The 25,902-nt window shown below is 43.1% G+C and carries 22 protein-coding genes and 1 pseudogene; 11 read left to right on the forward strand and 12 right to left on the reverse strand.

What is annotated here, in order from left to right; genetic code table 11:
- Positions 1 to 357: 357 nt before the first annotated feature.
- Positions 358 to 972, forward strand: a complete 615-nt coding sequence (locus C2M32_RS03820) for a trimeric intracellular cation channel family protein (protein ID WP_105167191.1) — start codon at positions 358 to 360, stop codon at positions 970 to 972.
- Positions 973 to 992: 20 nt separating this feature from the next.
- Positions 993 to 2,504, forward strand: coding sequence for a YifB family Mg chelatase-like AAA ATPase (locus C2M32_RS03825; protein ID WP_105167192.1), 1,512 nt, complete (start codon positions 993 to 995; stop codon positions 2,502 to 2,504).
- On the opposite strand, the gene C2M32_RS03830 is transcribed toward C2M32_RS03825, so the two are convergent.
- Together C2M32_RS03830 and C2M32_RS03835 are read right to left on the reverse strand one after the other, a co-directional pair.
- Positions 2,501 to 3,205: a response regulator transcription factor gene (locus tag C2M32_RS03830; protein ID WP_105167193.1), complete on the reverse strand. Its 705-nt coding sequence runs from the start codon at positions 3,203 to 3,205 to the stop codon at positions 2,501 to 2,503. The genes C2M32_RS03825 and C2M32_RS03830 overlap by 4 nt on opposite strands.
- A 227-nt stretch (positions 3,206 to 3,432) precedes the next feature.
- Positions 3,433 to 5,886, reverse strand: a complete 2,454-nt coding sequence (locus C2M32_RS03835; protein WP_105167194.1) for an alpha/beta hydrolase family protein — start codon at positions 5,884 to 5,886, stop codon at positions 3,433 to 3,435.
- A 108-nt stretch (positions 5,887 to 5,994) separates the two neighbouring features.
- On the opposite strand from C2M32_RS03835, the gene C2M32_RS03840 reads away from it, so the two are divergent.
- Entirely contained in the window at positions 5,995 to 7,059 is a 1,065-nt protein-coding gene (locus C2M32_RS03840) for a CNNM domain-containing protein (RefSeq protein WP_199886110.1), read from the forward strand.
- Here the strand turns inward: C2M32_RS03840 and C2M32_RS03845 are convergent.
- Positions 7,056 to 8,264: an EAL domain-containing response regulator gene (locus tag C2M32_RS03845; protein ID WP_105167196.1), complete on the reverse strand. Its 1,209-nt coding sequence runs from the start codon at positions 8,262 to 8,264 to the stop codon at positions 7,056 to 7,058. The genes C2M32_RS03840 and C2M32_RS03845 overlap by 4 nt on opposite strands.
- A gap of 144 nt (positions 8,265 to 8,408) precedes the next feature.
- Here C2M32_RS03845 and C2M32_RS03850 point away from each other — a divergent pair, with 144 nt between their 5' ends.
- Positions 8,409 to 9,422 (forward strand): site-2 protease family protein, encoded by a 1,014-nt coding sequence (locus C2M32_RS03850; protein ID WP_105167197.1) that lies wholly within the window; start codon positions 8,409 to 8,411, stop codon positions 9,420 to 9,422.
- Positions 9,423 to 9,437: 15 nt separating this feature from the next.
- On the opposite strand, the gene C2M32_RS03855 is transcribed toward C2M32_RS03850, so the two are convergent.
- Complete coding sequence (locus tag C2M32_RS03855) at positions 9,438 to 10,757, reverse strand: short-chain fatty acid transporter (RefSeq protein ID WP_105167198.1); 1,320 nt, start codon at positions 10,755 to 10,757, stop codon at positions 9,438 to 9,440.
- A gap of 204 nt (positions 10,758 to 10,961) precedes the next feature.
- Between C2M32_RS03855 and C2M32_RS03860 the strand changes: the two genes are divergently transcribed.
- A complete protein-coding gene (locus tag C2M32_RS03860) occupies positions 10,962 to 11,201 on the forward strand; it encodes a hypothetical protein (protein ID WP_105167199.1) in 240 nt (79 codons plus the stop codon).
- Here C2M32_RS03860 and C2M32_RS03865 read toward each other — a convergent pair.
- Entirely contained in the window at positions 11,181 to 12,137 is a 957-nt protein-coding gene (locus C2M32_RS03865) for an AEC family transporter (protein ID WP_234401215.1), read from the reverse strand. The genes C2M32_RS03860 and C2M32_RS03865 overlap by 21 nt on opposite strands.
- Before the next feature lie 63 nt (positions 12,138 to 12,200).
- Here C2M32_RS03865 and C2M32_RS03870 point away from each other — a divergent pair, with 63 nt between their 5' ends.
- Positions 12,201 to 12,569 carry a YacL family protein gene (locus C2M32_RS03870; RefSeq protein ID WP_105167200.1) on the forward strand — a complete coding sequence of 123 codons (369 nt, stop codon included), beginning with the start codon at positions 12,201 to 12,203 and terminating at the stop codon, positions 12,567 to 12,569.
- A gap of 17 nt (positions 12,570 to 12,586) precedes the next feature.
- On the opposite strand, the gene C2M32_RS03875 is transcribed toward C2M32_RS03870, so the two are convergent.
- On the reverse strand, positions 12,587 to 13,288 hold the full coding sequence (locus tag C2M32_RS03875; RefSeq protein WP_105167201.1) for a 2OG-Fe(II) oxygenase: 702 nt from the start codon (positions 13,286 to 13,288) through the stop codon (positions 12,587 to 12,589).
- Positions 13,289 to 13,316: 28 nt separating this feature from the next.
- Between C2M32_RS03875 and C2M32_RS03880 the strand changes: the two genes are divergently transcribed.
- On the forward strand, positions 13,317 to 13,706 hold the full coding sequence (locus tag C2M32_RS03880; RefSeq protein ID WP_105167202.1) for an acyl-CoA thioesterase: 390 nt from the start codon (positions 13,317 to 13,319) through the stop codon (positions 13,704 to 13,706).
- Here C2M32_RS03880 and C2M32_RS03885 read toward each other — a convergent pair.
- The gene (locus C2M32_RS03885; RefSeq protein ID WP_158678101.1) at positions 13,696 to 14,721 is read right to left on the reverse strand and encodes a hypothetical protein; all 1,026 of its coding nucleotides are present in this window, start codon (positions 14,719 to 14,721) and stop codon (positions 13,696 to 13,698) included. The genes C2M32_RS03880 and C2M32_RS03885 overlap by 11 nt on opposite strands.
- Before the next feature lie 51 nt (positions 14,722 to 14,772).
- A complete protein-coding gene (uvrA, locus tag C2M32_RS03890) occupies positions 14,773 to 17,592 on the reverse strand; it encodes an excinuclease ABC subunit UvrA (RefSeq protein WP_105167204.1) in 2,820 nt (939 codons plus the stop codon).
- Positions 17,593 to 17,725: 133 nt separating this feature from the next.
- Here uvrA and C2M32_RS03895 point away from each other — a divergent pair, with 133 nt between their 5' ends.
- From C2M32_RS03895 to ssb, 3 genes and pseudogenes are all read left to right on the forward strand, one after another.
- The gene (locus tag C2M32_RS03895; RefSeq protein WP_234401216.1) at positions 17,726 to 18,496 is read left to right on the forward strand and encodes a substrate-binding periplasmic protein; all 771 of its coding nucleotides are present in this window, start codon (positions 17,726 to 17,728) and stop codon (positions 18,494 to 18,496) included.
- Positions 18,497 to 18,548: 52 nt separating this feature from the next.
- Positions 18,549 to 19,917, forward strand: a pseudogene (locus C2M32_RS03900) (MFS transporter).
- 20 nt (positions 19,918 to 19,937) lie between these two features.
- Positions 19,938 to 20,621, forward strand: a complete 684-nt coding sequence (gene ssb / locus C2M32_RS03905; RefSeq protein ID WP_105167206.1) for a single-stranded DNA-binding protein — start codon at positions 19,938 to 19,940, stop codon at positions 20,619 to 20,621.
- Between the two features lie 239 nt (positions 20,622 to 20,860).
- Here ssb and C2M32_RS03910 read toward each other — a convergent pair.
- Positions 20,861 to 22,008 (reverse strand): IS3 family transposase gene (locus C2M32_RS03910; RefSeq protein WP_442792691.1). Its coding sequence is split into 2 segments (ribosomal slippage): positions 20,861 to 21,768 and positions 21,768 to 22,008, totalling 1,149 coding nucleotides; the frame shifts between segments, so codons are not numbered across the junction.
- A 60-nt stretch (positions 22,009 to 22,068) separates the two neighbouring features.
- Positions 22,069 to 22,281, reverse strand: a complete 213-nt coding sequence (locus C2M32_RS03915; RefSeq protein ID WP_105167208.1) for a hypothetical protein — start codon at positions 22,279 to 22,281, stop codon at positions 22,069 to 22,071.
- A 598-nt stretch (positions 22,282 to 22,879) separates the two neighbouring features.
- On the opposite strand from C2M32_RS03915, the gene C2M32_RS20420 reads away from it, so the two are divergent.
- Positions 22,880 to 24,034, forward strand: coding sequence for a phospholipase D-like domain-containing protein (locus C2M32_RS20420; protein ID WP_158678103.1), 1,155 nt, complete (start codon positions 22,880 to 22,882; stop codon positions 24,032 to 24,034).
- Positions 24,035 to 24,080: 46 nt separating this feature from the next.
- Here the strand turns inward: C2M32_RS20420 and C2M32_RS03925 are convergent, their stop codons facing one another.
- Both C2M32_RS03925 and C2M32_RS03930 read right to left on the reverse strand, forming a co-directional pair.
- Entirely contained in the window at positions 24,081 to 25,709 is a 1,629-nt protein-coding gene (locus tag C2M32_RS03925) for a class I SAM-dependent methyltransferase (RefSeq protein ID WP_105167209.1), read from the reverse strand.
- Entirely contained in the window at positions 25,706 to 25,888 is a 183-nt protein-coding gene (locus C2M32_RS03930) for a hypothetical protein (protein ID WP_105167210.1), read from the reverse strand. The genes C2M32_RS03925 and C2M32_RS03930 overlap by 4 nt, the downstream gene beginning before the upstream one ends.
- Positions 25,889 to 25,902: the final 14 nt, after the last annotated feature.

Here is a 25,902-nt window from a genome sequence, read left to right on the forward strand (position 1 = left end):
GAACATCGCCAGGCTCCTAATAAGAGAAACCCCGATACGAAAGTGTCGGGGTTTTTTGTTGTGTGTGTTTTGTTGGTTGGATAAGCGTAGGCGTCCTGCGACGTTTTAGGGGGAGGGGTGAGAGGTGAATCCCTCAACATTCTTAAGAATCTCTCAGCGTTCTATAAAATGCCTCACTTCACCTTGCGCAAAAGGAATGTAAGCACTGCGTGCTTTGTCATTAAACTTTTGCACCTAATTCACCTTGCGCAAAAAGAGGGGTGTTCGCTTCGCTCATGTCACCAACCTTTATATTCTGTGTAGTAATTTGACGGATAAGTTAATATGCTTATTTCAAACTCTTTTGGGAAATAATATATGACAGTACTGATCCATTGGTTTGATTTACTTGGGGTTATGGTGTTTGCTATATCGGGTACACTCATTGCTCATAGTAAGCATATGGATGGTTTTGGGGTCGTAGTGTTAGCTACCGTTACAGGCATTGGCGGGGGGACATTACGAGATATTATCTTAGACGTACCTGTTTTTTGGTTGCACGATACAAGTTATTTTATTGCGATATTTGGTGCTATTTTTATCAGTATCCTATTCTTAAACAGACAAAAGCAGATACCCAAACAAATGCTGCAAGTAGCAGATGCGTTTGGGTTGGCATTTTTTGCAGTAATGGGCGTACAAAAGGCACTGAATATTGGTATGCCTGATGCGACCGCCATCATAATGGGTGTGCTCACGGGGTGTTTCGGAGGTGTCATTCGCGATGTGTTGGCCAGAGAAATTCCTTTACTCCTAAAAGGAGAGTTATACGCAATCACCTGCATTGTTGGCGGTGTTATTTACACTCAGTTGATAAACATGTCGTTCTCATTAGAGACTGCCATGCTAAGTGCGATGAGCGCAACCTTATTACTTAGACTATTAGCGATGCGCTATAACATTGTGTTGCATGTTTTTAAGTACACGGATTAATTGAAATCAGGGACAAGGATATGTCACTTGCAAAAATCTATACCAGAGCGCAGGTAGGAGTTAGCGCACCTCAAGTATGTGTGGAAGTGCATTTAAGTAATGGCTTACCTGCATTCCATATTGTTGGTTTACCAGAAACTTCAGTTAAAGAAGCCAAAGAAAGAGTACGCTCAGCAATAACCAATTCTAAATTCTTGTTCCCAGAACAGCGTATTACCGTTAATTTGGCACCTGCAGACCTTCCCAAAGAAGGGGGACGGTACGATCTTGCGATTGCGGTAGGAATTCTAGCAGCTTCCGGTCAGATAGCCGCTCAGCAGTTAGCAAATTTTGAGTTTTATGGTGAGTTGGCCCTCAGTGGAGAAGTGTTAGCTGTTAATGCTATTTTGCCCAGTGTACTGGCGGCCGCGAAGGTTAATCGTTGTTGTTATTTACCATTGCAGAATGACCAACTAGCGAGCTTAGCACCACATGCTCATAGAAAAGCGGTTACCTCCCTTGAGTCTATATGGCTGGATATGCAAGGTCAGCAAAACTTGCCGGTCAATATTACATATCCACATGATGATAATGTGTCTGTGGAGAGTTTAGATATGAGCGATGTAAAAGGACAGGAAGGGGCTAAGCGTGTGCTAGAGATTGCAGCAGCAGGCGGGCATAACGTTCTGTTTCTTGGACCCCCAGGTACTGGCAAGTCAATGCTTGCACAGCGAATGCCGTCGATAATGCCAACTTTACCAGCAGACGATGCATTGGAAACCGCATCCATATACTCTTTAACAGGCCAACATATTGACGCTCAGAATTGGCGTAAGCGTCCTTTTAGAAACCCACACCATACCTGCTCTGCTGTTGCGTTAGTTGGAGGCTCTTCAAAGCCAAAGCCTGGGGAGATCTCTCTTGCCCATAATGGTGTGCTTTTTCTTGATGAATTGCCAGAGTTTGAAAGAAAGGTGCTGGACTCATTACGAGAACCCATGGAGACCGGTATGGTAACTATATCACGTGCAGCACAGCAGGTAGATTTTCCAGCAAGATTTCAACTTATCGCGGCACTAAATCCCAGTCCAACGGGTCATTATGACGACAAAAGAGCAACTTCAGATCAAGTGCTTAGGTATCTTTCAAAGATATCAGGGCCATTTCTGGACCGTATTGACTTACAAGTGGAGCTACCGCGCTTGTCTACGTTGCAATTACAGAGTGAACAAGTGCAAGAGACGAGTAAAATGGTAAAAGAGCGAGTAGATAGCGCTTATGATATTGCATTACAGCGTCAAGGTAAGGTTAATGCAATGCTGAGCAATCGTGAGCTTGCAGTACATTGTAAACTGGATGAGAGTGAAAAACAGTTTTTGGCGAAAGCAGTAGATAAATTGCAACTTTCTCCACGTTCATATCATCGCATTTTGAAAGTCGCAAGAACTATATCTGATTTAAATGGGCACGCTGATATTTCATTGTGCGCTTTAAAAGAAGCCTTAAGTTATAGGGCTTTTGAACGCTTGATTAGCCATCTAACAAGATACTAAGCGGAAAGCATATAGCCCTTACCACGAACAGTGACTATACGTTTTTGATCTTTTTCATCGCCTAACTTTTTACGCAGCCTACCGACTAAAACGTCAACGGTTCTGTCATTAGGGCTCCAATCTGGTTGGCCTATATCTTCTGATATTTTTTCACGAGATGTGGCCTTACCGGCATTGGCTATCAAGCAGATTAAAACTTTATGTTCTGCTTCAGTTAAGCGGGATTCCTCACCATGCTGGTTTATCAAGGTTCGATTATCGGGATGTAACTTAAAGTCCGCGTATTCAATAAACTCTTCTGACTCATCATCATCACCGTTTTGTGAGATACGTTTGTAAAGTGCGCGCATTCTTAGTTCTAATTCTAACAAGTCTACGGGTTTACACACATAGTCATCTGCGCCTTGGGCTAGTCCTGCAATACGATCAGCTTGCGAATCTCGACTAGATAGCATTATCACACCAATATCCGTTAAGGTGTTTAGTTCTTTGGCAAGTTCTAGTCCATCAGTCGCGGGCAATACAATATCTACAATGGCTAACGATATGGGGGAATCAGTATTGTTAGCAAATTGGATATGTTCGAGAGCGTTTGCACCTGTATTATCAACTTTTATGTCAAACTCGGTCTGAGCAAAATGGCTCAAAATTCGTTTTGCTAATAGTTCGTCGTCTTCTACCAGTAATACGTGAATGCTCATAATGTCGTTATCTATTCAATAATTACGTTTATATTAGCACTGTGAAATCATTGGTGAGAAGCTTAAGGTGATTTTTTTGCAATAAAAAGTATTAAAAGCATGCATGTATATAATTAGGGAACTTCAGAGCGATACTAAGTATTTAGATTTATGAATAAGTATGCGAAATTATTCTGGGGGTAAAGCAAAAGATGCAGGAAGCAGAGAGCACCACTTCCTGCAATGTATTATTTTTGATAAATAGACTGCCACCACTGCGGCTGTTCTTTTAAGTGCATATCGAAATATGCGAGCATAGTATTCCACCAATGGAACCTACGATCCCTGGCGAAGATTTGATGGTCAGCACCTTTATACTCAATAAGCTCTACATCCTTTCCTAACAGTTTTAGCGCGGTATACATATTGTGACTCTCACCCGGTGGAACATTGGTATCCGCATCGCCATGTAGCAGCAGCAATGGTGTTGTTACTTTATCGGCGTGAAATACTGGGCTGTGTTGAGAGTATAACGTTGGGTTATTCCATGGAAAGCTGTTTTTAGAAGCCTCTCCAGAGTATAAATATCCCCACCAACCTTGACCCCAGTATGAGGTGATGTTTGAGATCCCTGCATGGGCAATTGAGGCGCTAAACATGTCTGTTTTCGTTGCTAGTAACATGGTCATAAAGCCACCATAAGATGCACCAAGATTACCAATTTTAGTTGAGTCGACAAAAGGGTAAGCTTGGGTAAATGCTTTGGTGCCATCAATAATGTCTTGCGCGGTATGTGCACCCCAAGCATTCACATGTTCAGCCGAAAACTTTTGGCCAAAACCAGTCGCCCCTGTTGGCTGCAATACATAAACAATATAGCCATGAGCTGCCCAAAGATTAAATGGATAACGGCCTGTGAAGGCTCTAGAAACAGGAGATGTTCCGCCGTAATAATAAACCAGAGCAGGATATTTTTTAGTTTTATCCAGATCATGTGGCAAATATACGCGCCCTTTTATCTGTACACCGGATTGGTTGGTAAAGTTGAACTCTTCTAACGCTGCAATTTTAGTGTGTTGATAGGCGAGCGTTTTGGAATCCCAAAGCAGCTCTGCACGGTTATTCTTGAGCATGATACGTTTGAGTTGCTGAGGTGTACTTGCTTGAGTACCTGTTACGAGTAGTGTGCTATTTTTTGAGCGACTGATAGCGAAATCTTCTACCACATCAAACCCGGACTCAACGCGTTTGAAATGGGATTTGCTTTCATCAAACAAATATAGCTGTTGCCTATCCTCATCAGTTACCTTAAGTAATACATCGTTATTTTTTAATACATCAATAGCGGCTATCGATGGATCAAATTGCTTACTAAGTGCTTTGTGATTTTTACCTTTGAGGTCCATCCAATAGAGTTGACCATCATAGTTATTCGCAAGCATATCTTTTGGCAGCGCACGGCCTAGGCCTTGAGCAAAATCAGGTCCTGCAACTAGATATATCCCCTCCTTCGCATATCTGGCTTTGCGGAAGGTACGATACTGTCCTAACAAGGTCTGTGTTGAATCACTTAAATTGATTTCCAGTAATTCTGTGAGCATATGTGGAGGTGCATTGTAGTCTTGCAGGTTACGGCTCACGAGAATAGTATTGCGTTGGGCGTTATGGTCCTCAAGCTGATGACTCAGTTTGCCTTCAGTCAGTGCGTTGATCAGGCCTGAATTGAGGTCTAATAGGAAAATTTGACTATTGGCACGGGCATAGGACCACCTATCTTCTAGCCCTCGATAGTGTTTGACGAGTTTGTGCGCACTGTCATCATTCTTAGACCAAGAGAATATCAGGGTACTGTTATCAAAATAGCGAAAACCACTGGCACCTTCAATCGCTTGTGTAATGATCTGGGTGCTCAAATCCTTAATGTTGAGAAGAGTCACTTTTTGGTCTTGTACGAAAGCTAACTGTTCGGAGTCTTCGCGCCAAGTGACGTTGCTTGCACTGATCCCACTGAATCTATATAGCGTTTTACCTTCACTATCTTTGAGAAGCGTTTCTGTATATGGACTATTGCCAGTGTTATCGCTGTATTGACGTGAGCTTGTAAGGTAGTAACGACCATTTGGTGATTGAGAAATGGCGCTAAGAGTGGGTGCATCAAAAAGCTGTTTCGCTGATAACGCATATTGGTTTTTGTCAGTGAGGGTGATTTGATCGTGTTCAGCTTTAGGAGTGTAGTCTATTTTTACGTCTTTCCAGTTGTCCACTTGTTCAGCAACAATAACAATTTGATGATCGCCTGTAGGCACCTGAATTTCGAATTCAGTTTTACCTTTTTGTAGTTCACCGTTTAAAAAAACATGTGCGGTTTTGAAGCCGGACAAAGAGAGTTTGCCTTGTGTAAAGCGCTTGGTATTAAACTGGAATTTTAATGCTTGCATACCCGCCATAGTAAGTGCGTTGATATCGCTCATTTTTTGCCATTTGAGCTGATTGCCGAATATGGATAAAGCATCGGAGCGTGATTGCAAACTAGGCAACAATGTTTGAATTATTTTACTTTGATGAGCTGTGTTATTTGGCTTTATGCTATTGTAAGTAGTAATAGGGCCCAAAAACTGAATCTTCTTTTCATCCAACTGAGCGGCATTCAGTTGCAATGCCATTGAGGAAAAGAGTAAAGTGGCCGCTGTTCGTAAAATCATATTTGCGCCTATTGTAGGTAAAGAATTTGCCCCAATATAGCATATATCTCAGTTACGCCAGCAAAGTTGCGATTAGCCTGAAGCTATTGGCAGATTAAGGAGTTTAGGTTGTTTTTATTGATCACGTACATGTTGTTAGCGATTACCATTTCGTTTTTATGCTCGGTAATGGAGGCCGTTCTGTTGAGCATTACGCCGAGCTACATCGCGATCTTAAAGAAAGACAAACCTGTATTGGCTAAAAAAGTTCAGCAGTTGAAGGACAACATAGATAAACCCTTGGCTGCGATTCTAACGCTTAATACCGTTGCTCACACAGCTGGAGCTGCTGGCGTTGGTGCGCAGGCGGCGGTTGTTTTTTCCGACGCAGCCGTAGGTATAGCTTCTGCTGTAATGACTTTACTGGTCTTAGTGCTTTCAGAAATCATTCCAAAGACTTTAGGTGCCACCTATTGGCGAGGTTTAACACCTATCGTGACACAATGTTTAGTCTGGTTAGTTAGAGTGCTAAAGCCATTTGTATGGCTATCAGATATTTTGACTCGCACTATGGGTAAAAAAGAAAGTGAAGCGCACTACATAAGGCAAGAAATCGAAGCCATGGCAGAAATTGGCTCTGAAGCGGGGGCATTGCAACAAGAGGAAACGGAGACCATCAGAAGCTTGTTGCGTTTCAGACACGCTAAAATAGAGCATGTTATGACACCTCGCACGGTATTGTTTAAGGTCCATAAAGATATTACTGTGAATGATTACCTATCTGAACATGGCTCGGTGCCATTTTCACGGATCCTTATTTTTGATAAGAGTAGTGATGATATCATCGGTTTTGTACACAAAAACGATATTATGCTTGCTTATCATAGGCTTGGTGAAGATTATAAAATAGGTAAGCTGGTTAAACCGCTTTACACTGTACCAGAAACGTTAGATGCGCCTTCTTTGTTTCAAACTTTATTAGAGAAGCGTATTCATATTGCATTGGTCATCGACGAATATGGCGATGTGCAAGGCATAGTAACGCTGGAAGACATGCTTGAATCACTGATGGGGATGGATATCATTGATGAACGAGAACAATCAACTAACATGCAACAAGCTGCAAAGAAGAAATGGCGAGAGCGTGTTGATGCACATAGCCATTTGATAGAAACAGATGTTGAAGAGCGCTAAGTATTAGAGTTCATCATTCGCAACCAAGAATGGATCCAGCGAACAAACTCAGCCTTTGCTTTTGGACGGCTAATTAAAAACCCCTGCATGAGCAGGTTGTGTTTGTATCTGTCTAAATATTGTAGCTCTTCAATGCGTTCAATTCCTTCAGCAACAATTCCAATTTGCTCGTTTTGAGCGATATCGATCAAGCTATCGACAATGACTTGCGAAAAGCGGTCTGAATCGATGTGGGTGATCAGTGAGCGGTCAATTTTAATTTCCGTAAAGGGCAAGGTTTTGAGTTGATGTATATTCGTAAAGCCTGTACCAAAATCATCTAGCGAAATTGCAAAACCTCTCATTCTCAAGCGGTTGAGTGTTTCTAACTGAACACTGCTGTTTAACGGCGCATGCTCCGTAATCTCTAGAATCACATCCTCTGGTTTAAGGCGGCTTAACTCCAATATCAGCGCGAGTTTGTTAGGGCAGTTTAAATCGTCCAGTTGTACGGGAGAGAGGTTGAAAGCCAAAGACACTTTGTGGGGGAGTTCAGCTCTTATTTCTCTAAACTCCTCCGTTGCTTTTTCAAATAACTGAAAAGTAATCAAATTGATGAGGTCTAAGTCTTCAGCCAGAGTAATAAACTGCTCTGGTAAAATAGTATGGGTACGAGTAGGTGTTACAATTCTTGCCAGTACTTCCACACTATCAATGGACTTGTTGGCACGATTAACTTTTGGTTGATAAAACGGCGTGATTTCCCTATGACTGATCGCATGTAGTAATTCCGATTGTGTAATGGGCTCAATGTGACGCTTCTCAGGCGCAATAAAAGACTCCAGTTTTTTTAGCAGTCTATCGACTTCTTTTAATTGGACTGGCTTGGTGATGTTACCGATTAGATGTGCATTGGATTGACGCGCTAGGTTAGAAGCCAAATCAATTATTTTAGGGTCCATATCGGAAATGATAACCACACCGCCAGGATACTTGATTTCACCGAGTTGGCGAATAAACTCCATGCCATCCATTTCAGGCATGTTGAGATCTGTAAAGACAGCATCGTAGCGACGTGGGGCTTGCGCGATTTTTTCAAGGGCCTGATCGGCACTAATACAAGTGGTGATTTCCTGAATACCTAATTCAGTCAACATGGCTTTCATCACCATAAGAATGGCCTGAGAGTCATCAACTACCATCACCTGACTAGCTGTCGTACTCATATTACAGATCCTTTTTTTTGCCCGCACTATCTCCTGAGTCTAGTACAGACTGTAAAAAAGTGTAGATATCAGATGTGCAAATGTATTATTTGTCACGGGCAGAGTGAGCTGGGATAATGACAAAAAACATCAATCTAAGAAGTTATGACGAGAATTGAATTTACCGCATCAGGACTGATATTTTCGGTGCTCATAAGAGGTGGAGAGCTACTTCAAGTATTTTGCGAGCAGCAGGCTTTGGTCGTAGAGCCACATAGCGAAGATATTATGCAGTGTGTATACGAGCATGGTGTTGTGCAATTTGATATGGCAAAGCTACCCGAGCAGCAATTGGGGATCTCATTAAACGGTATCAACTGGCAGTGGCTGGACTTGCCCGAAACGCCTAAAGATAACCAGAAAAACCTCATTGGTTTGGCTGCACTTGGTTTTAAAGTATTTAAAAGCGCAAAGGTTGTGAAAGCCGTGTTGGCTGGCGCATCAGTGGCAGGTTACGCTTGGTTGTTTTCATGGCAATTTGCGCTGATGCTTATAGCTTGTCTAGTCGTTCATGAATATGGCCATGTCAGGGCTATGCAGTATTTTAAGATTAAAACAAAAGGTATATATCTGATCCCGTTTGTCGGTGGACTCGCGGTGAGTGATGATAAGATCACCACCCGCTGGCAAGACGTGGTCATCTCTCTGATGGGGCCCGCATTTGGTTTAATTACATCCGTATTGGGGGTGGTGCTGTATTATGCGACCGAGATGGAGATTTTCGCAGGCGTCGCTGTGCTCAGTGCTTTACTTAATCTATTCAACTTACTGCCAATTCTTCCGCTAGATGGTGGCCACGTATTAAAAAGTATCAGCTTTTCTATGCGCTCTTGGATTGGTTTGTTAGCGTGCATGGGGGGCGTTGCTTTTGGTTTGTGGGTTAGCTATGTGTTCGGTCTTATGCTGCTGGTGTTCTTTTTGTTGATTGGTAGTTTAGAGATATTGTTCGAATGGCGTTCACGCAATGCCTCTCATTTATTGCCCCTAGACCGTTATGGGCAGGTGTTTTCAGCAGTGATGTATGTGTTAGTGGTAGCAGGCCATGTTGCTGTTATGATGCATTTTGCAGACTCAGAAAGCGCTATTCTGAGCCTGCCTATGAAGGTGTTATCCAGCTAAAAACGATGATTGCTGCTATGCCCACGTCAACATAGCAGCAATAATTACACCGCTAAAAATGAGTTGGATCAAACAGAACCCCATAATATCTCTTGCTTTAAGGCCTGCGATTGCGAGCACTGGCAGTGCCCAGAATGGTTGGATAAGGTTGGTCCATGCGTCGCCCCATGCGACAGCCATCGCCACTCTGGCAATATCTGCATCCAGCAGTTGCGCAGCGGGCAACACAATGGGTGCTTGTACCGCCCATTGACCCCCACCTGATGGCACAAAAATATTCACAATGCCCGCACTAAGAAAGCTCCAAAATGGCAAACTCTCAGCGCTACTTATCGAAACAAACGCTGAAGAGATCTGTTGAGCCAAGCCAGATTCGACCATCACAGCCATAATACCGGCGTAAAATGGAAACTGAATAACAATACCCGCTCCACCAGAGATCGCTGTATTTAAGCTAGTTAACAGGCGCTGTGGTGTTTGATGTAATAGAATGGCTAAAAATAAAAAGATTGCGATCACACTGTTTAGATTGAGAGTACCGCCTTGTACGTAGAAGTAATAAAGTAAATAGGTACAACCAAGCGCTCCAATCAAAATGCCAAAAAACTTACTATGTTCAAGCTTTTGCGCGGGAGTTAAGTCATGCGAGTGGACAGGTTTAGGCTCTAAAGATTCGGTGAGTTTACTCTTTTCTATGAGTATTTGCTGTTCTTTAGGGGGCAGTAGCAGCGCATTGAGAATAGGGAGCAACACTAGCAGTGCACAGAGAATAGCCAAGTTAAAAGTAGAAAACAATGTGCTGGCTGTACTGATCACACCGATACTGGTTTGTGAAAAATGCCCTTCGCTGGCGATGGTTAATGGCACTGAGCCCGATAAGCCGCCGTGCCAAACAACAAATCCAGAATATGCGCTGGCAACTAAAACTCTGTAGTCAACAGCAACTTGCCGTGCGAGTGCTTTAGCAAACAGTGCACCAATGACCAGCCCAAAGCCCCAATTTATCCAGCTTGCCAGCATGGCTACCAATGTGACCATCACAATTGCAATCACGGGGGTTTTGGCCAATGTTGCGAGCCTATTTAAAGCGGTGACACACAGTGGAGTGCTGGCCAGCATGTAGCCACTCAATAAGATGAGTAGCATCTGCATAGCGAAGGTGAGTAAGCGCCAAAACCCTTGTCCCCATGCTTCTACTACCTGTATTGGAGAGAAGGGCGTGACGATACTTGCCAAAGCAAGTACGATAAGGGTAAGCATTAGCACAAACACAAAAGGATCGGGTAAATAACGTTCTACAAGGTTACTAATCGGGCGTGTGACACGGTAGAGCATAGATCATCCTGATATTATTTTTTGCACAATGATAGCTAACATTTATGCTAAAAGTTAGCCTTTTAGGCTAAGTTTATGACAAGGCCCCAATAAAGTTCTGGTTTTAGTTATTGATTTTATTGGTTTATTTTATTTGGCATGATACGTGTATTCTATAAGTCAGAAATATAATTTATACATTTAGTAATTAACAGAGAGGATGCCATGGCAGAACAAGGTTCAGGCGGTAATGTGATCGCCGCAATTTGTAATATATTTTTTCCAGGGCTAGGACAGTTGGTGCAAGGACGTATTGTCGCGGCGCTGATTTTCGCCATCGTGGTGTTTGGAGGTTACGCACTATGGTTCTTAGTTGTTCCCGCTGTGATAGGGGCGGTGGTGCATTTATGGGCTATCATTGATGCTGCGAGATATACTAACTATTCAGGGTACGAGCGCCGTTAGCCAAGCTGCAAGCGTTAGTACACTCAGCACAGTCGACAAGACGACGCTGCTGGCAAGTTCGGCCTGCTGGCGTTGCAGCTGGCGAGCTACAAGGTAGGCGTTCACGCCCAGTGGCGAAGCACTCATAAGAGTTAATACGGCAACTTGTTTGTGGGGGAGAGCCATTCCCCACTTTGCGATTATGTACACCAGCAAGGGTAAAACGATGAGTTTTATGAGGCTGATCAGGAGTGCTTTTCGCCAAGCTCCACGAATAGAGTAATTGTTTAAACTCGCTCCTAGCGCAAACAGCGCTCCAGCAATTGCAGGCTCACTGAGCAAAGAGAGCCCTTGTTGTATGACATGTGCAATGGTCAGGTTGACGTAGTTGCACAGTAACCCCAAGCTGATGCTAATAACGATTGGATTAAGTAACAGGGGTTTGAGTGCCTCACGCATACGCCCTTGCTGATTGGCTGCGAAGGCAAAAGTACAGGTAAATAATAAAACACTGTGAAAGGTAATGATCATAAAGACCATGGCGCCATATTCAGTGCCTAGGCTGGCAATGATAATAGGCAAGCCAACCAGTACGATATTGGAGTAAGTACACGCTAACGATAAAGTGGTACTATCACCGCGCTCCATCCCCATTACATAGCTAAATATCCCACAACTTAGCAGATAAACAAACAGCACAGGTAGATAGAAGCTAGCGAGCATATGTGGTGATAAGGCCTGCTCGAGATCTGCTTGGTACATGTTCAAGAATAGAAAAACGGGAATGATCAAATTGAAGATAAACAGTCTCAACCCATCAAGGGCTGTAGTACTAAAAATCTTAAACCTTGCGCAGCTATAGCCAATCAGTACTACAAAAATTATCGGGAAAAGAATTACAAAAGCATCCATAGCCGGCTCGATAGAAAAATAAGGGGCTATTATCTCGGTTTGCATAGTGCGCCACAAGCCCCACGGCGTATAATGATAAGCAGATTGAACAAAAGTTGAGAGTGAATTTTGGAGTATCAGTTTATTCGCGATCCGATCACTGGTTTTAGAGTAAAAATAAGCGATGAACATGCGCTGGTAGGTCGTTGGCTAAGTGAAGAACTGCCATTTGATGATGTGGCGCAGTTGATCACTGATAGTAAAGCCATACACAAAGACAGCCCCGTGCTGGTAAAAGAGGGAAAGGAAATACGTTTTACCTTGTCTGCCGATGAAGCGTTGTTTGAAGCACATGCATTGTTTCATCAAGCCGACGATTTAAGCAATTATGATGATGATGCCTTGGTACTGGATGAACATGGTTTAATGAGTGGCTGTGGATACGAAGACTTTATTGCTTTGCTAGAAGCATGGTATCAGTTTATTCACCGTGGTTAGATACCATGCCCTAATGATTATTTTGGGACGCCATATATTTGTTCGGCACGATTAAACAGTACCCATGAGGTAAGAATATACTTGTCGTTAGACAAAGGCTTATTACCTCGGTGGGTATGGGTGAAATAACCCGGAGCGATGACCATAGTGCCTTTTTTAGGCGCTATTTTCTTTTGCTGATAATAAAACTCAGTTTCGCCCCCTTCGTTCACATCATTTAAATAGAACATAAATAACAGTACGCGATGGAGAGCTTCGTTGTGGCCTTGTTGAGGATACACTTCACTGTGCCAGTAAGGGTAGCCACCTTTATTGATTTCATACTTTTGGGCTTGAATATTACCGAGGCGGAACAACTGCTGCACTAAAACAGGCAACTGTGGTTTACCCACTTCCTCAAAGTTCTCAAAGGTCACGTCTACTGGCTCACCTGTTTTCGGGTGATAAACTTTCAGACCAAACGCACCAATGATCATAAACAAGTGCTCTTCAATATATTTAAATACATGTTGTGCAGTGACTTGTTGTATGTGCTGTAGATGCTGAGCGTATTCCTGATGAGAATTAAGATACAGATCTTGACTCACTTTTTTGCTAAGGTCGATACCACCCGAAGTGGTTCCTTGTTTTAAGTGTGGGCTTTGTTCAAAGAGATTAATAAACTGATCACAAAACTCATCGCTTAGCGCGTTGTCATAAACGCGTATAAAATCTGTCATTATTTTACCTACAGTTATTGGAATTATTATGTTGTCTGAAAAACTGATGCCGCGATTTAGCGAAACCGACGTGCTTGGTCATATAAACAATACCGTACTCCCTGTGTGGTTTGAAGCCGCTAGAGTGCCTATTTTCAAAATATTCACCCCAGATCTTAATCCACATCAATGGAAATTGATTGTAGCTAAGGTTGAAGTGGTATTTAAGGGAGAATTATTTTATGGCCAACAGGTAGAGATAAAAACGGCGATTGAGCATATTGGCAATAGCTCTTTTGTTATTGTGCAACAGGCGTGGCAGCATGGACAGTGCTGTGCCGAGGGTAAAACCGTGATGGTGCGTTATGACTTTGCAGACAAGCGCGCTCAACCACTATCACAGCAAGAGCGCGATCAGCTAACACACTTTATGGTGTGATTGAGGCCGCTTTAAACTGGTGACCCAGTGCGGCTGAAATACAGGGCTTAATCTGATAGCGATAACTTGTCACATCAGCCGTTGTGAGCTTTTCAATTTCTAAGATTTCGTAATCATTTAATTCAATCACGCGAGTCTCGGCACTGTGTTCACATCGAGAACGGGCATCCGCTTCGTTGTCGAAGATAAAGTTAGCCAAAATGCGTTTAACCTTATTTTCGTAAGCGCCGGCATTTTGGTCTATTTGCGCTTTAGCTTCATCAAGTTCGGACAAGGTACGTTCAAGTTCGGGCTGCTCTTTGATGGCAACGGCTAAGTCTTGATCCGAAGATTCAATGACGTTAATGGTCAAGCCTGTCTCTATGCCGCCAACGATATTGTTCATGGTTTGACCAACACCATATAGCACGCCTGTGTAGGTGGTCAGTAGTGTCAGCTGAAGTAGTAAAAATAAGCCGGCACCAAAACGAATAAAACCAGTGATGATAGGAAAGCGATAACCCGGTGGGTGCCACAGTGTGTGCAAACCAAAAGGTCGTAACAGCAACAAGCACAAAATGTATACGGGAATGGAAAATTGGATGATCAGCAGCACGACTAGACTGGTGATAACAAACCAAATAGGGATGGATAATAATACGGCAAAATTATGTGTGTAAGGCAGGTTGTCGGCGCTTACTCCGGTAATATCGTTGACCAAACCAGACGCTTGCACCAGTGCGTAATTGGCGACAAAAGCATAGAATAACAAGATCACCGCTTTGCCTGGCAAGCTATCCCAAACTTGAATAAACCTAGGCCAAAATTCACTGACCATAGCAACCAACACAAGCACTGTGAGCAATGCTAACAAGCCATTACTTTGCGCATTATCGACAAGATAGATAAAACTTGTGATGATGGCTAAAAAGTAGCAGCGCTGCGCTAAATTCAAAGAAGCCCAAAAACCAGTTAAACGGTTTTGATAGTGTCGTAATCTATCCTTTATGGATAGGAAGTAGGGTAACTGTTGCATTGCGGTAAAGTGATGGCAAAGGAATGTAGTTAAACTACATTCCTTTGGTCATTAAAGTAAAGGTTTAAGATATTTTCCGGTGTGAGATTGCGCACACTCAGCTACGTCTTCTGGAGTACCTGCGATCAGGATTTGACCACCACCCGCTCCACCTTCTGGCCCTAAATCAACAATCCAATCAGCCGTTTTGATTACATCAAGATTGTGTTCTATGACAACGACAGTGTTACCGTGGTCACGCAGCCTATGCAATACCACAAGTAGTTGTTGAATATCGTGAAAATGCAGCCCAGTAGTTGGCTCGTCAAGAATATACAGCGTTTTACCGGTATCTCGTTTTGACAGCTCTCTGGCAAGTTTAACGCGCTGTGCCTCACCACCCGATAGGGTTGTTGCTGCCTGACCAAGACGAATATACGATAAACCAACATCCATAAGGGTCGTTAGTTTGCGGTTAATAGCTGGGATTTTATCGAAAAACTGCTGTGCATCTTCTACGGTCATTTCAAGTACTTCATGGATATTCTTGCCTTTGTACAAGACTTCCAAGGTTTCTCGGTTATAGCGTTTACCTGCACAAATATCACAAGGTACATACACATCAGGTAAAAAGTGCATTTCTACTTTAATGACACCATCACCTTGGCACGCCTCACAGCGACCACCTTTAACATTAAAACTAAAGCGACCCACTTTATAGCCCCGTGAACGGGCCTCTTGAGTGCCTGCAAACAACTCGCGGATAGCGGTAAAAATACCGGTATATGTCGCTGGGTTAGAGCGTGGCGTACGGCCAATGGGGCTTTGGTCAATGTCGATCACTTTATCAAAATGTTCAAGGCCGGTGATCGCCTTATATGGTGCAGCTTCTGCTGTGGTAGCACCATTTAAAGCCGTGTGTGCGAGTTTAAATAGAGTGTCATTGATAAGCGTAGACTTACCTGAGCCAGATACCCCTGTGATGCAAGTCATCAGACCAAAAGGAATGCGTAAGTCGACGCTTTTTAAGTTATTACCCGTTGCGCCCATCAGTTCCAGCCATTTTTCATTGCACGGGTGGCGCTGCGCGGGGACAGCGATCGACTTGGTGCCACTGAGATATTGGCCTGTCAGTGAGTTAGGGTTATTGATAATGTCATCACGGGTACCTTGTGCAACCACGTGGCCACCGTGAACGCCTGCGCCCGGTCCAATATCAATGATATGGTCCGCGGCACGGATGGCATCTTCATCATGTTCTACCACAATCACGGTATTACCTAAGTCACGCAAATGTGTCAGGGTACTCAGTAATCGGTCATTGTCTCTTTGATGCAGGCCAATGGAAGGCTCATCCAATACGTACATGACCCCAACCAAACCAGCGCCTATTTGGCTGGCTAAGCGGATCCGTTGTGCTTCACCACCTGAAAGTGTGTCAGCGCTGCGCTCTAACGATAAATAATTTAGCCCCACATTGATTAAAAACGACAGACGATCGCGAATTTCTTTGAGGATCTTCTCCGCGATCTGTGCTTTTTGCCCCTGTAAAGTCAAGGACTCAAAAAACTCCATAGCAGCGCCAATGCTCATGGTCGTTACATCTGGCAATGTGGTGTGCCCGATGAATACATTACGGGCTTCTTCGCGCAAACGAGAACCATGACAACTTGGACATGCCTGACTGGTTTGATACTTACTCAACTCTTCTCGTACAGAGCTGGATTCTGTCTCTCTGTAACGGCGATTCATATTGTTTAATACACCTTCAAACTCATGATTTCGGGTGATTAAATCTCCACGGTCATTACGGTAGTTGAAAGCGATTTTTGTTTTGCCGGAGCCTTCTAAAATGACTTTTTGCGCGTCGCTGGATAATGACTGGAAGGGCACTTCCAAGTCAAAGTCATAATGCTCAGCCACCGCTTGTAACATTTGATAGTAATAAAAGCTGCGCTTATCCCATCCCTTGATAGCACCTCCACTGAGGCTCAGCTCTGGGTTTTGTACCACACGTTGTGGGTCGAAATACTGACGCACGCCTAAGCCATCACAGCTTTGACAGGCACCTGCTGGGTTGTTAAATGAAAACAGTCGCGGTTCTAACTCGGTCATGGCATAGCCACAGCTAGGACAAGCAAAGTTGGCTGAAAAAATCATTTCCTCCGCGTTTGGTTCGTCCATATTGGCAATGACGGCAATACCAGAAGACAACTCTAATGCCGTTTCGAAAGACTCTGCCAAACGTTGCTGTAAACCGTCTTTAACCTTAAAGCGGTCTACAACCACTTCTATAGTATGTTTTTTATGTAGTTCTAAAGTTGGAGGATCCGACAAGTCGCATACTTCACCGTCAATACGCGCGCGGATATAACCTTGGCTGGCGAGTTGTTCCAGCAACTTAACATGTTCGCCTTTACGGTTTTTAACCACAGGTGCTAACAACATTAGCTTGCTACCCTGCGGTTGCTCAAGTACAGAGTCCACCATTTGGCTGATGGTTTGCGCCGCCAAAGGTAAATCGTGGGTTGGACATCGTGGCTCACCGACTCTTGCAAATAGCAGACGCAAATAGTCGTAGATCTCGGTGATCGTTCCTACCGTAGAGCGTGGGTTATGAGAAGTCGATTTTTGTTCAATAGAAATGGCAGGAGACAACCCCTCAATGTGATCCACATCGGGTTTTTCCATCAGTGATAAGAACTGTCGTGCATAGGCTGAAAGCGATTCAACATAACGCCTTTGGCCTTCAGCATAAAGCGTATCAAATGCCAGTGAAGATTTCCCCGAGCCCGATAATCCTGTGATAACGATGAGTTTATCCCGTGGGATGGTGAGCGAAATATCTTTTAAATTGTGCGTTCGAGCGCCCCTGACTTCTATTTTATCCATTTTGACCTAATTACAGAGTTTGAGTGGCAACGATTGTTAGCGCAACAGTATCGCATACTTTGCCAAAAATTAACTTATCTTTGCTAAACGTTCTAAACTGGGAAGTGGGATCAATATTAGAGCGATTTGTTTTGTGCGTCTTATAGGGCCAAGTATCGGCCTCTCACTGTTATTACTTTCTTGTGTACTCAATGCCAGCACGCCGCATTGTGAGTTTATCGTGCGTTTTGAAAATTACTCCGCGCAATCTCAACAGGATGCGCAAATGCGTTGGCATGGCCTAGATGTGGACTTTGCTAAAAGCCTATTGCAAGAAATGGACTGTGGTTATCGGTTTGTCAGCGTGCCGTGGGGTCGTGCATTAAAAATGTTGGAATTAGGAGAAATTGATTTAATGCTGAGTGTGTCAAAGACTGCGCAACGGATGAGGTTTGCTTATTTTATTGGCCCCCAGAGAATGGAAAATATTGTCTTTGCCACTAACACCAAGCGGCCATTCTATGTGCAATCACTTGAGCAGTTGTTTTCATTGGCAATGCCCGTTGCTATCCAACGTGGTGCTTACTATGGTGAAGCCTTTGAAAAAAGAATGAAGCAAGAAGTAGATTCTGAAGATAAGTTTACCTATGTGCCTGACAATCAGCGCAAACTTCATTTGCTTCGCCACGGGCGCATCTCAGGCTTTTTAGAAGAAAAGTACAATATTATTTATCAGGTTCAGCACAACCCTGACTTCATTGAGATTGAAATTGCTCCGCTGGTGGTTAACTCTGAACCTGTTTATATTGCCGTGAGCAAGGAAAGCGTGAGCCGAGCGCAAATAGAGCAGCTAAAAGAAGCGTTTGAGCGGTTAAGGAGTTCTGGAAAGTTGGCGCAAATTTTAAAAAAATATAAGTTAGACTGAGTTTTTTTGTTAGACTGTGGCGCGCTAAACTAAGCAGAACTAAACGAGTACTATGTCTAATCAATCTTTAAATCTTCTGGAAAAACGCGCGGCGTTATCACTTGCTAGTGTGTTTGCATTTCGCATGCTTGGGCTGGTTTATGTTGATGCCCGTGTTGGCTATTTATGGCCAATCGCTTGAGCATGTATCGCCAATGTGGATTGGGCTCGCTATCGGTGCATATGGTTTAACTCAGGCGTTGCTACAGATCCCCATGGGATGGTTGTCCGATAAATTTGGTCGCAAGCCTGTGATTATATTTGGCTTAATGATATTTGCCGTGGGGTCAGTGATAGCTGCCTTGGCCGATTCTATTTACTGGGTTACCGTAGGTCGTGCATTGCAAGGCATGGGTGCCATAGCCAGCGCTTTACTTGCCTTAGCCGCTGATTTAAGTCGTGATGAACAGCGTCCAAAAGTAATGGCCGTTATCGGAATGTGTATTGGTTTAAGTTTTGCCTTTGCGATGTTGCTAGGTCCTATGGTCGCGGCTGCTTTTGGTATTTCTGGGGTATTTTGGCTCACCGCTGTGTTGGCGTTGTGTGGTATTGTTATCATTTTATTTGTCGTCCCTAGTGCCGTAAATAAAGCACCGAAGGGAGATACCGTGGCAACGCTGGTGGATATTCGCAAGTTGAGTCGTCATCCACAGTTACTGCGTCTAGACTTGGGGGTGATGTTGCTGCATTTGTCGCTCACAACCATGTTTGTGGTACTACCAGGGCAGTTGATAGCCGATGGCCTTAACGCCGATGCTCATTGGCAGTTATATATTCCGGTGTTGTTATTGGCGTTTGTGCTGATGGCACCACTGATGATAGTGGCTATTCGCAAGCAAAAAGAGCGTGAAACGTTTTTAGCGGCAATTGTATTGCTGATACTCAGCACATTTAGTCTAACCATATTAGCAGACTCAGTTATTGGCATTGCTGTGTGTATGCTTTTGTATTTTGTGGCCTTTAATTTTTTAGAAGCGACGATGCCGGCATTGGTATCGCGAATTGCCCCCGCTTCTCAAAAAGGGTCCGCGATGGGAATTTTTTCGTCGGGTCAATTTTTTGGAGCATTTTTAGGCGGAATTTTAGGGGGTTACATTGCACAATACGGTGAAGCCAATGGAGTGTTTGCGGCAGTGGCCTGTGTTGGGGTAATATGGCTACTTATTGCATGGCGAATGCAGATCCCGCCCAAGAGTAAAATAATTAGTCTAATGACCGACCTGTCTGAGCCACAGCAGGCAGAGGCATTGGCCGATAAGCTAGTCGCATTACCAGGCGTGATCGAGGCGATAGTCGTAAGCGAAGAAAATCGTAGCTATCTGAAGATAGATGATAAAAAATTTGATTTAAACCAAGCTAAGCAAGTACTTGGCTTGCATTAATAGTGTGAGGAGAGGGTGCCATGGCACGCGGTGTAAACAAAGTTATTTTGGTTGGTAATCTAGGACAAGATCCAGAAGTACGCTATATGCCAAACGGCAATGGTGTTGCGAATATCAGTATTGCCACTACAGACAGCTGGAAAGATAAAAACACAGGCCAGTTGCAAGAACGCACCGAGTGGCACCGTGTGGTGTTATTTGGCAAGCTAGCAGAAGTTGCAGGTGAATATTTACGTAAAGGCTCGCAAGTATACATTGAAGGCCGTCTACAAACACGTAAATGGACAGACCAAAGTGGCCAAGAAAAATATACGACAGAAATTGTGGTAGATATGGGTGGTCAAATGCAAATGTTAGGCGGCCGTAACGAGCAGCAAGGCAGTGCTCCATATCAAGGTGGTCAGCAGCAAAGCAATTATGGCCAGCAGCAGTATGCAAGCCAAGCACCACAGCAGCAACAATACTCACAGCCTGCACAGAGTCAGCAAAGTCAGCAGCAAAGTCAGGGTCACTCTCAGCAAGGTGGTTATGCGCCACAGCAACAGAGTAATACGCATCAAAGTGGTGGTTTTGCGCCACAGCAACCGTCACAACAAAGTGCACCACAACAACAAGGTGGCTTTGCACCTAAACCTGCGCAATCAGGTGGTGCGTCTAATCCAATGGAACCGCCAATTGATTTTGACGACGATATTCCGTTCTAGGTCCTGTATTTTTTAAAAGTGTCAATATAAACGCTTTAAAAGCAGAAAATAACCCTGAGCCCAGCAAAAATGCTGGGCTTTTTTATTTTTACACTTTAGCTTCTTAAAAATTTGTGCAAAAAGTTTTGCTGTATTTTAAAAGTGTAAATTTAGCGCTTCTATTCTTTCACCTTCATTAATAAATTTCCTCTTAGTCTACACAACTTTATCCACCCCTTTAATGAATCGACCAGTCTTTACTAGACAGATCTTTGCTTGAATTCTTCTAACTTTTCATAAGCCAGTGGAGGCATATTATTCGCCTCACCATGCTTGCGTCTAGAGTTATAAAACATTTCGATATAATCGAATATGTCAGATCTTGCATGTTCACGTGTTACGTATATTTTTCTCTTCACCCGCTCTCGTTTCAGTAGCTGGAAGAAGCTCTCTGCAACCGCATTATCGTGGCAGTTTCCTCGACGGCTCATACTAGCTTTTAGATTGTGCTCTGTTAAGAAGTCACTCCACTCATAACCTGTAAATTGACTACCTTGATCTGAGTGTATAAGCACCTGTTTCTTTGGCTTTCGTCGCCATACGGCAGCTAGAAGTGCTTGAGTAACGAGTTCTGATCCCATGCGAGAACTCATCGACCAACCAACAACAGCGCGGGAGTATAGGTCTAAGACGACCGCAAGGTAGAGCCAGCCTTCGTGGGTTCGAATGTAGGTAATGTCTGTTACCCAGTACCTATTCGGTGTAGTAACAGTAAACTGCCTATCTAGCACGTTATCTGCGACAACCGCTGGTTTGCCGCTGTAATGTCCTTTGTGTTTTCTATAACCGACTTGTGCCTTCATACCTTCTAGCTTCATCAGCTTGGCTACACGATGCTTGCTGCAAGCCTCACCTAAATCTTTAAGGTCACTGGTTACTTTTCTATACCCGTAGACACAGCCACTTTCTAGCCAAGAATGTTTAATTAACCCCGTCAGGCGCTCGTCTTCCATCTGCCGTTTTGATTTCGGTTTTTCCATCCATGTATAGAAGCCGCTTCGTTGTATCGACAACACCTCACACATCAATTTTGTTGGATAATTCTTGAGCCTAGCTTTTATGAACGCGTATTTTTCTTTGACTCGCCCGCGAAAAATACGGTTGCTTCCTTTAGAATGTCACGTTCCGTTGTCACGCGTTTAAGCTCTTTCTCTAGCTGCTTAATTTGATCGGTTTGCTCTTTAGACTGAACATGCTCTTCACTATCAGGGCCATACACCTTTATCCAGTTATAAAGCGAGCTGCTGGTGACTCCCAGCCTCTCAGAGACGCTTGCCACCGAATAGCCGTGCTCAGTAACTTGTTTCACCGCTTGTATTTTAAATTCTTCTGTAAATCGCTGAGACATTTTTTCTCCTTAGTACACATAATTATAAAGCAATTAAGTGTCTAGAGAAGACTGGTCGATTCAAGCATCAGTATCTTGCTCAATAGAAATAAAACCTTCTACTAATGCGTCAATGTCTAACTTTGGCGGCGAAGAGGTATTTAAATTGGCACAATTGGTTTGTCTGAGTTTATTTTGGCTTCTTTTTCTTGATGTAAAAACGTCAACACCAGGGTTCGTAAGTGAGCCAGTTTTAAATGGGTTTACGCGTTGTGGTTTTCTCTCTTTTGACATATTAAAAATATCCAAAACGTTTCAAATTTAGGCTAACACAACTATGAGAAAAATCAGTATTTCAACAAGATTAAGATCAGAATCAAGGTATAACAGGCAGTCAATATTACAATCAAGGCTTATTCGTGATCGGAATGAAGCCTTATTTAAATATGCAGATCAGAATCAAGGCATAACAGGCAGTCAATATTACAATCAAGGCTTATTCGTGATCAGAAACAAGGTATAACGAGTGACAAATATTAGAACCAAGCCTTCTTCGTGATCAGAATGAAGGCTTATCTAAATACTTAGATCTAATTGAAGCCTTACCTTAATTTGTCGATCATAACACTGCATAGTTTTTGTAAATTTATTTTTAAATGCGAATTAAATTTATAGAACGGTTTACTGCACTAAGTAATTTGAGTTGCTTGTTTCATGTAGTAGCCTCCTTTTCTGTTGTTTATCAAGGCTACTTTGATCCAAGTGACCTTATAGTCTCTATGATTTAAAAAGATTTTTTACTGCACTAGGGAATAGTTAGCGTTAAGATAATGCATCACAACAAAAATGTTGTTGGTAATGACGTATAAAAATTAAATAATGGAAAATAGCAATGGCAAAGGTATCTGCACTTACGCAAGGGCTTGTCCCCAACAATGATCACGAGCATGCACTAAACAATTTAATTAACTCTGCTTGGGCAACATCTTTGACAATTAGTGTGGCCTTTGTAAGGGAAGCTGGTGTATCCAAAATTGAGACAGCTTTGCAAGCAAAACACAATATAACTCAGGTATTTGTTGGCATTTCAAATGGAATAACATCCAAACAGGCGTTAGCAAAGTTATTAGCTATAGGTATAAATCCATATGTAGTGGATATGGGAACTCAATCTAGTCTTTTTCATCCTAAACTTTATGCTGCGGTAGGTGAAGAACAAGCTACAGTTATTGCTGGAAGTGCAAACCTGACGGCAAGTGGACTTAGCGATAATGTTGAAGTCAGCTCAAAAGTTGAACTAGACCTGACTGAGCAAGATGATAGTCAATATGTTTCAATGCTAGTTGACCCGTTTAAAAACTTGATTGGTCGATACCCTCAAAATGTATTTCAGGTAACTACTACTAACCAATTAGACGATTTGGTAAATGAAGGCAGGTTGGAGGATGAAAGTGTTAAGAATAAAGCGCCTGTTACAGGTAAAAAGTCTCCTGGAGGGCAGTCCGTTGCAACGCCTGCGTTACCATTACATCGCAGAACGCCTCAGGTTGTGGCGCAACCTGTTCCTGTTCAGGCTGCGCCACCTAACCCACAAAATCCACAAGTTGTTCCTGCCGCAGGATTGGTTTGGTCCAGTAAAGAATTAACGGAAAGAGATTTATGTATCCCCACGGGCAGTAATACTAATGCAACAGGATCCATGTATTTAAAGAAAGGTTTACTTGATGGGATTGATCAACGGCACTACTTCAAAGATAGCGTGTTTGCGCGGCTTACATGGACACCTGATGCCAGCCCCAGTAAGAGACACCTGTTGAGGGCAACAGCCAATTTTGAAATCATCATCAACGGTATTTCAAATGGTAATTACGATTTGCGCTTGACCCATAATTCTAAGACAAACACAAAAACGTATGCTCAAAATAATGCAATGACTCAGATACATTGGGGGGATGCTAAAGCTCTTGTTGCCAAGCGAGGACTGTTAGGTAAGCACATGGCGCTTTACCACCTCGGCGGCAGTAATTACCAGATAGAAATCACTTAAAGGTATTGAGAGGCGTTCAGTCATTTTCGACGCCTCATTTTCATGACTACTTTCTCTGCCTCCGGTCTCGGAACCAAGACCAAATCTGTACTAACCTCTCAATGTCTTGCTCAGACAATCCAATATGCTGCAATACACGATAGCCATTTCTGCGCAAAACCTCTTCCATTGGAAGGGTTCGAATCTCCTCATCAAGGAGCGCTAACTGAGTTTCAACTCCGTTAGGAATGGGTAGCCATAACGTTTCGATTTCAGATGGCACCAACTCTAATACACCACCACCATAATACCGCCCATTCAACTCCGCAGAAATTGCGGTGATTGGATTCATGAAACAATACACTAGTGTATCGGGGTCGATATTACCCAGAGGCCTTATTCTGTATGCTGTATCTGTGGTGTATGCACTAATCTGGTTGGAAATTAAACGAGGTGCATCATGACAACGCTTAAGCATACCTATAGCCGTTGCATAGACGGAAGGCACTTTATACCAAGGCTTACGGATTCGACATTTGTAGCGCTTGTGTAGTTCTTCTTGTTCACCTCGAGCGATGTAGTGCTTCACGTTTTCAGGATAGGTTTCAAGCTCTTTCTCAAGAAGAAGAAAGTTAGTTGGGTTTCCTGAATCTCTATTGGATTGATGTTGCGCTTCGTCATATATAACACCTTTACAATGCTCACTTCGGCCAAACATTGGGTGAACATATTGATGCAACTTATGCTGCCTAACTGTTTCGTCATCAATTAGAAAGAATTTGTTTGCACCAGTGACGATACCAACATCGACAGTAGCTATTTCATTGTAGACATGTACTTCATCATGCTGACAAATATTATTATAAAAAACTAAATCATCTGGTGCGAACAGAGCCTTTGTCCATTTCCCAGCGACCGTTTCTCCATTGATTCCGACGGCGTTTTCGAATAGTTGATTCGGATCAGTCGCCATAAAATCAAAACCGCGAACACTTTCAATAGCAACACCTTGAGTAGGCTCATGAAAATCCATTTTCTTTTCAGCCATAATTATCACAGCACCTTGAAGTGTTCCTTCAAACCAAAGCTCCTGAGGATCTATGATGACAACCTTACTGCACTCTGTTCCAAGATATGTGCGCAGTGATTGTGCATGCAGTACATGAACAATTTCAGATGGAATGACCATGCCTAGTCGGCCGCCGGGACGCAACAATGATATGGAAGCTAAAATAAAAGGCACCCATGCATTTGTATGTTTAGTAAATTTCAAACCGAGCGTTTGGAATACACGCTCTGTGTTTAGCTGAAATTCCTTCTCAAGGAATTGGTAGCGGATAAACGGTGGATTCCCAACGATTGCATCGAAAGGGTGAGCTTGCTCTAACAGTGCAATATTTGCCCAATCTAAAAAATCACCTTCATTTACTTGAACTTTATTTAGTCCTGATTTGATTGCTCGCTCTCTAGCTTTTTCAACTTCTACATCAAACAATTCGTATGCGGTTACTTGTATGTCTTTATTGAGTGCTTGCTCTGCAATGCATTGTAAGAAAATACCATCCCCACAACTCGGTTCTGCAATATGGTCAGGATTAATTGAGCATACCCATTTTGTAACGTAATCTGCCAAAGGTTTTGGTGTATAGTACCCCCCCCTGAGCTTTTGGGTTGTTTGATCTGCTTTGAACTTCATTCTTTGTCACTCCCGAAACTATCCAGCTCAGCTTTGAGTCTCTCTTTTACGTATGATGATGAAGACTCGGTAAACCATTCTTTTAATGTTTTTTGTTCTAATGCCAATACGGCATAGAGCTTTCGTTTTAAGTCGGGATCTATTTCAAGGACCACTCGGCCCGAATCGCCTTTTGCCATACATACTCACAATA

The organism is Pseudoalteromonas sp. T1lg23B (assembly GCF_002964665.1).
Lineage (GTDB): Bacteria > Pseudomonadota > Gammaproteobacteria > Enterobacterales > Alteromonadaceae > Pseudoalteromonas.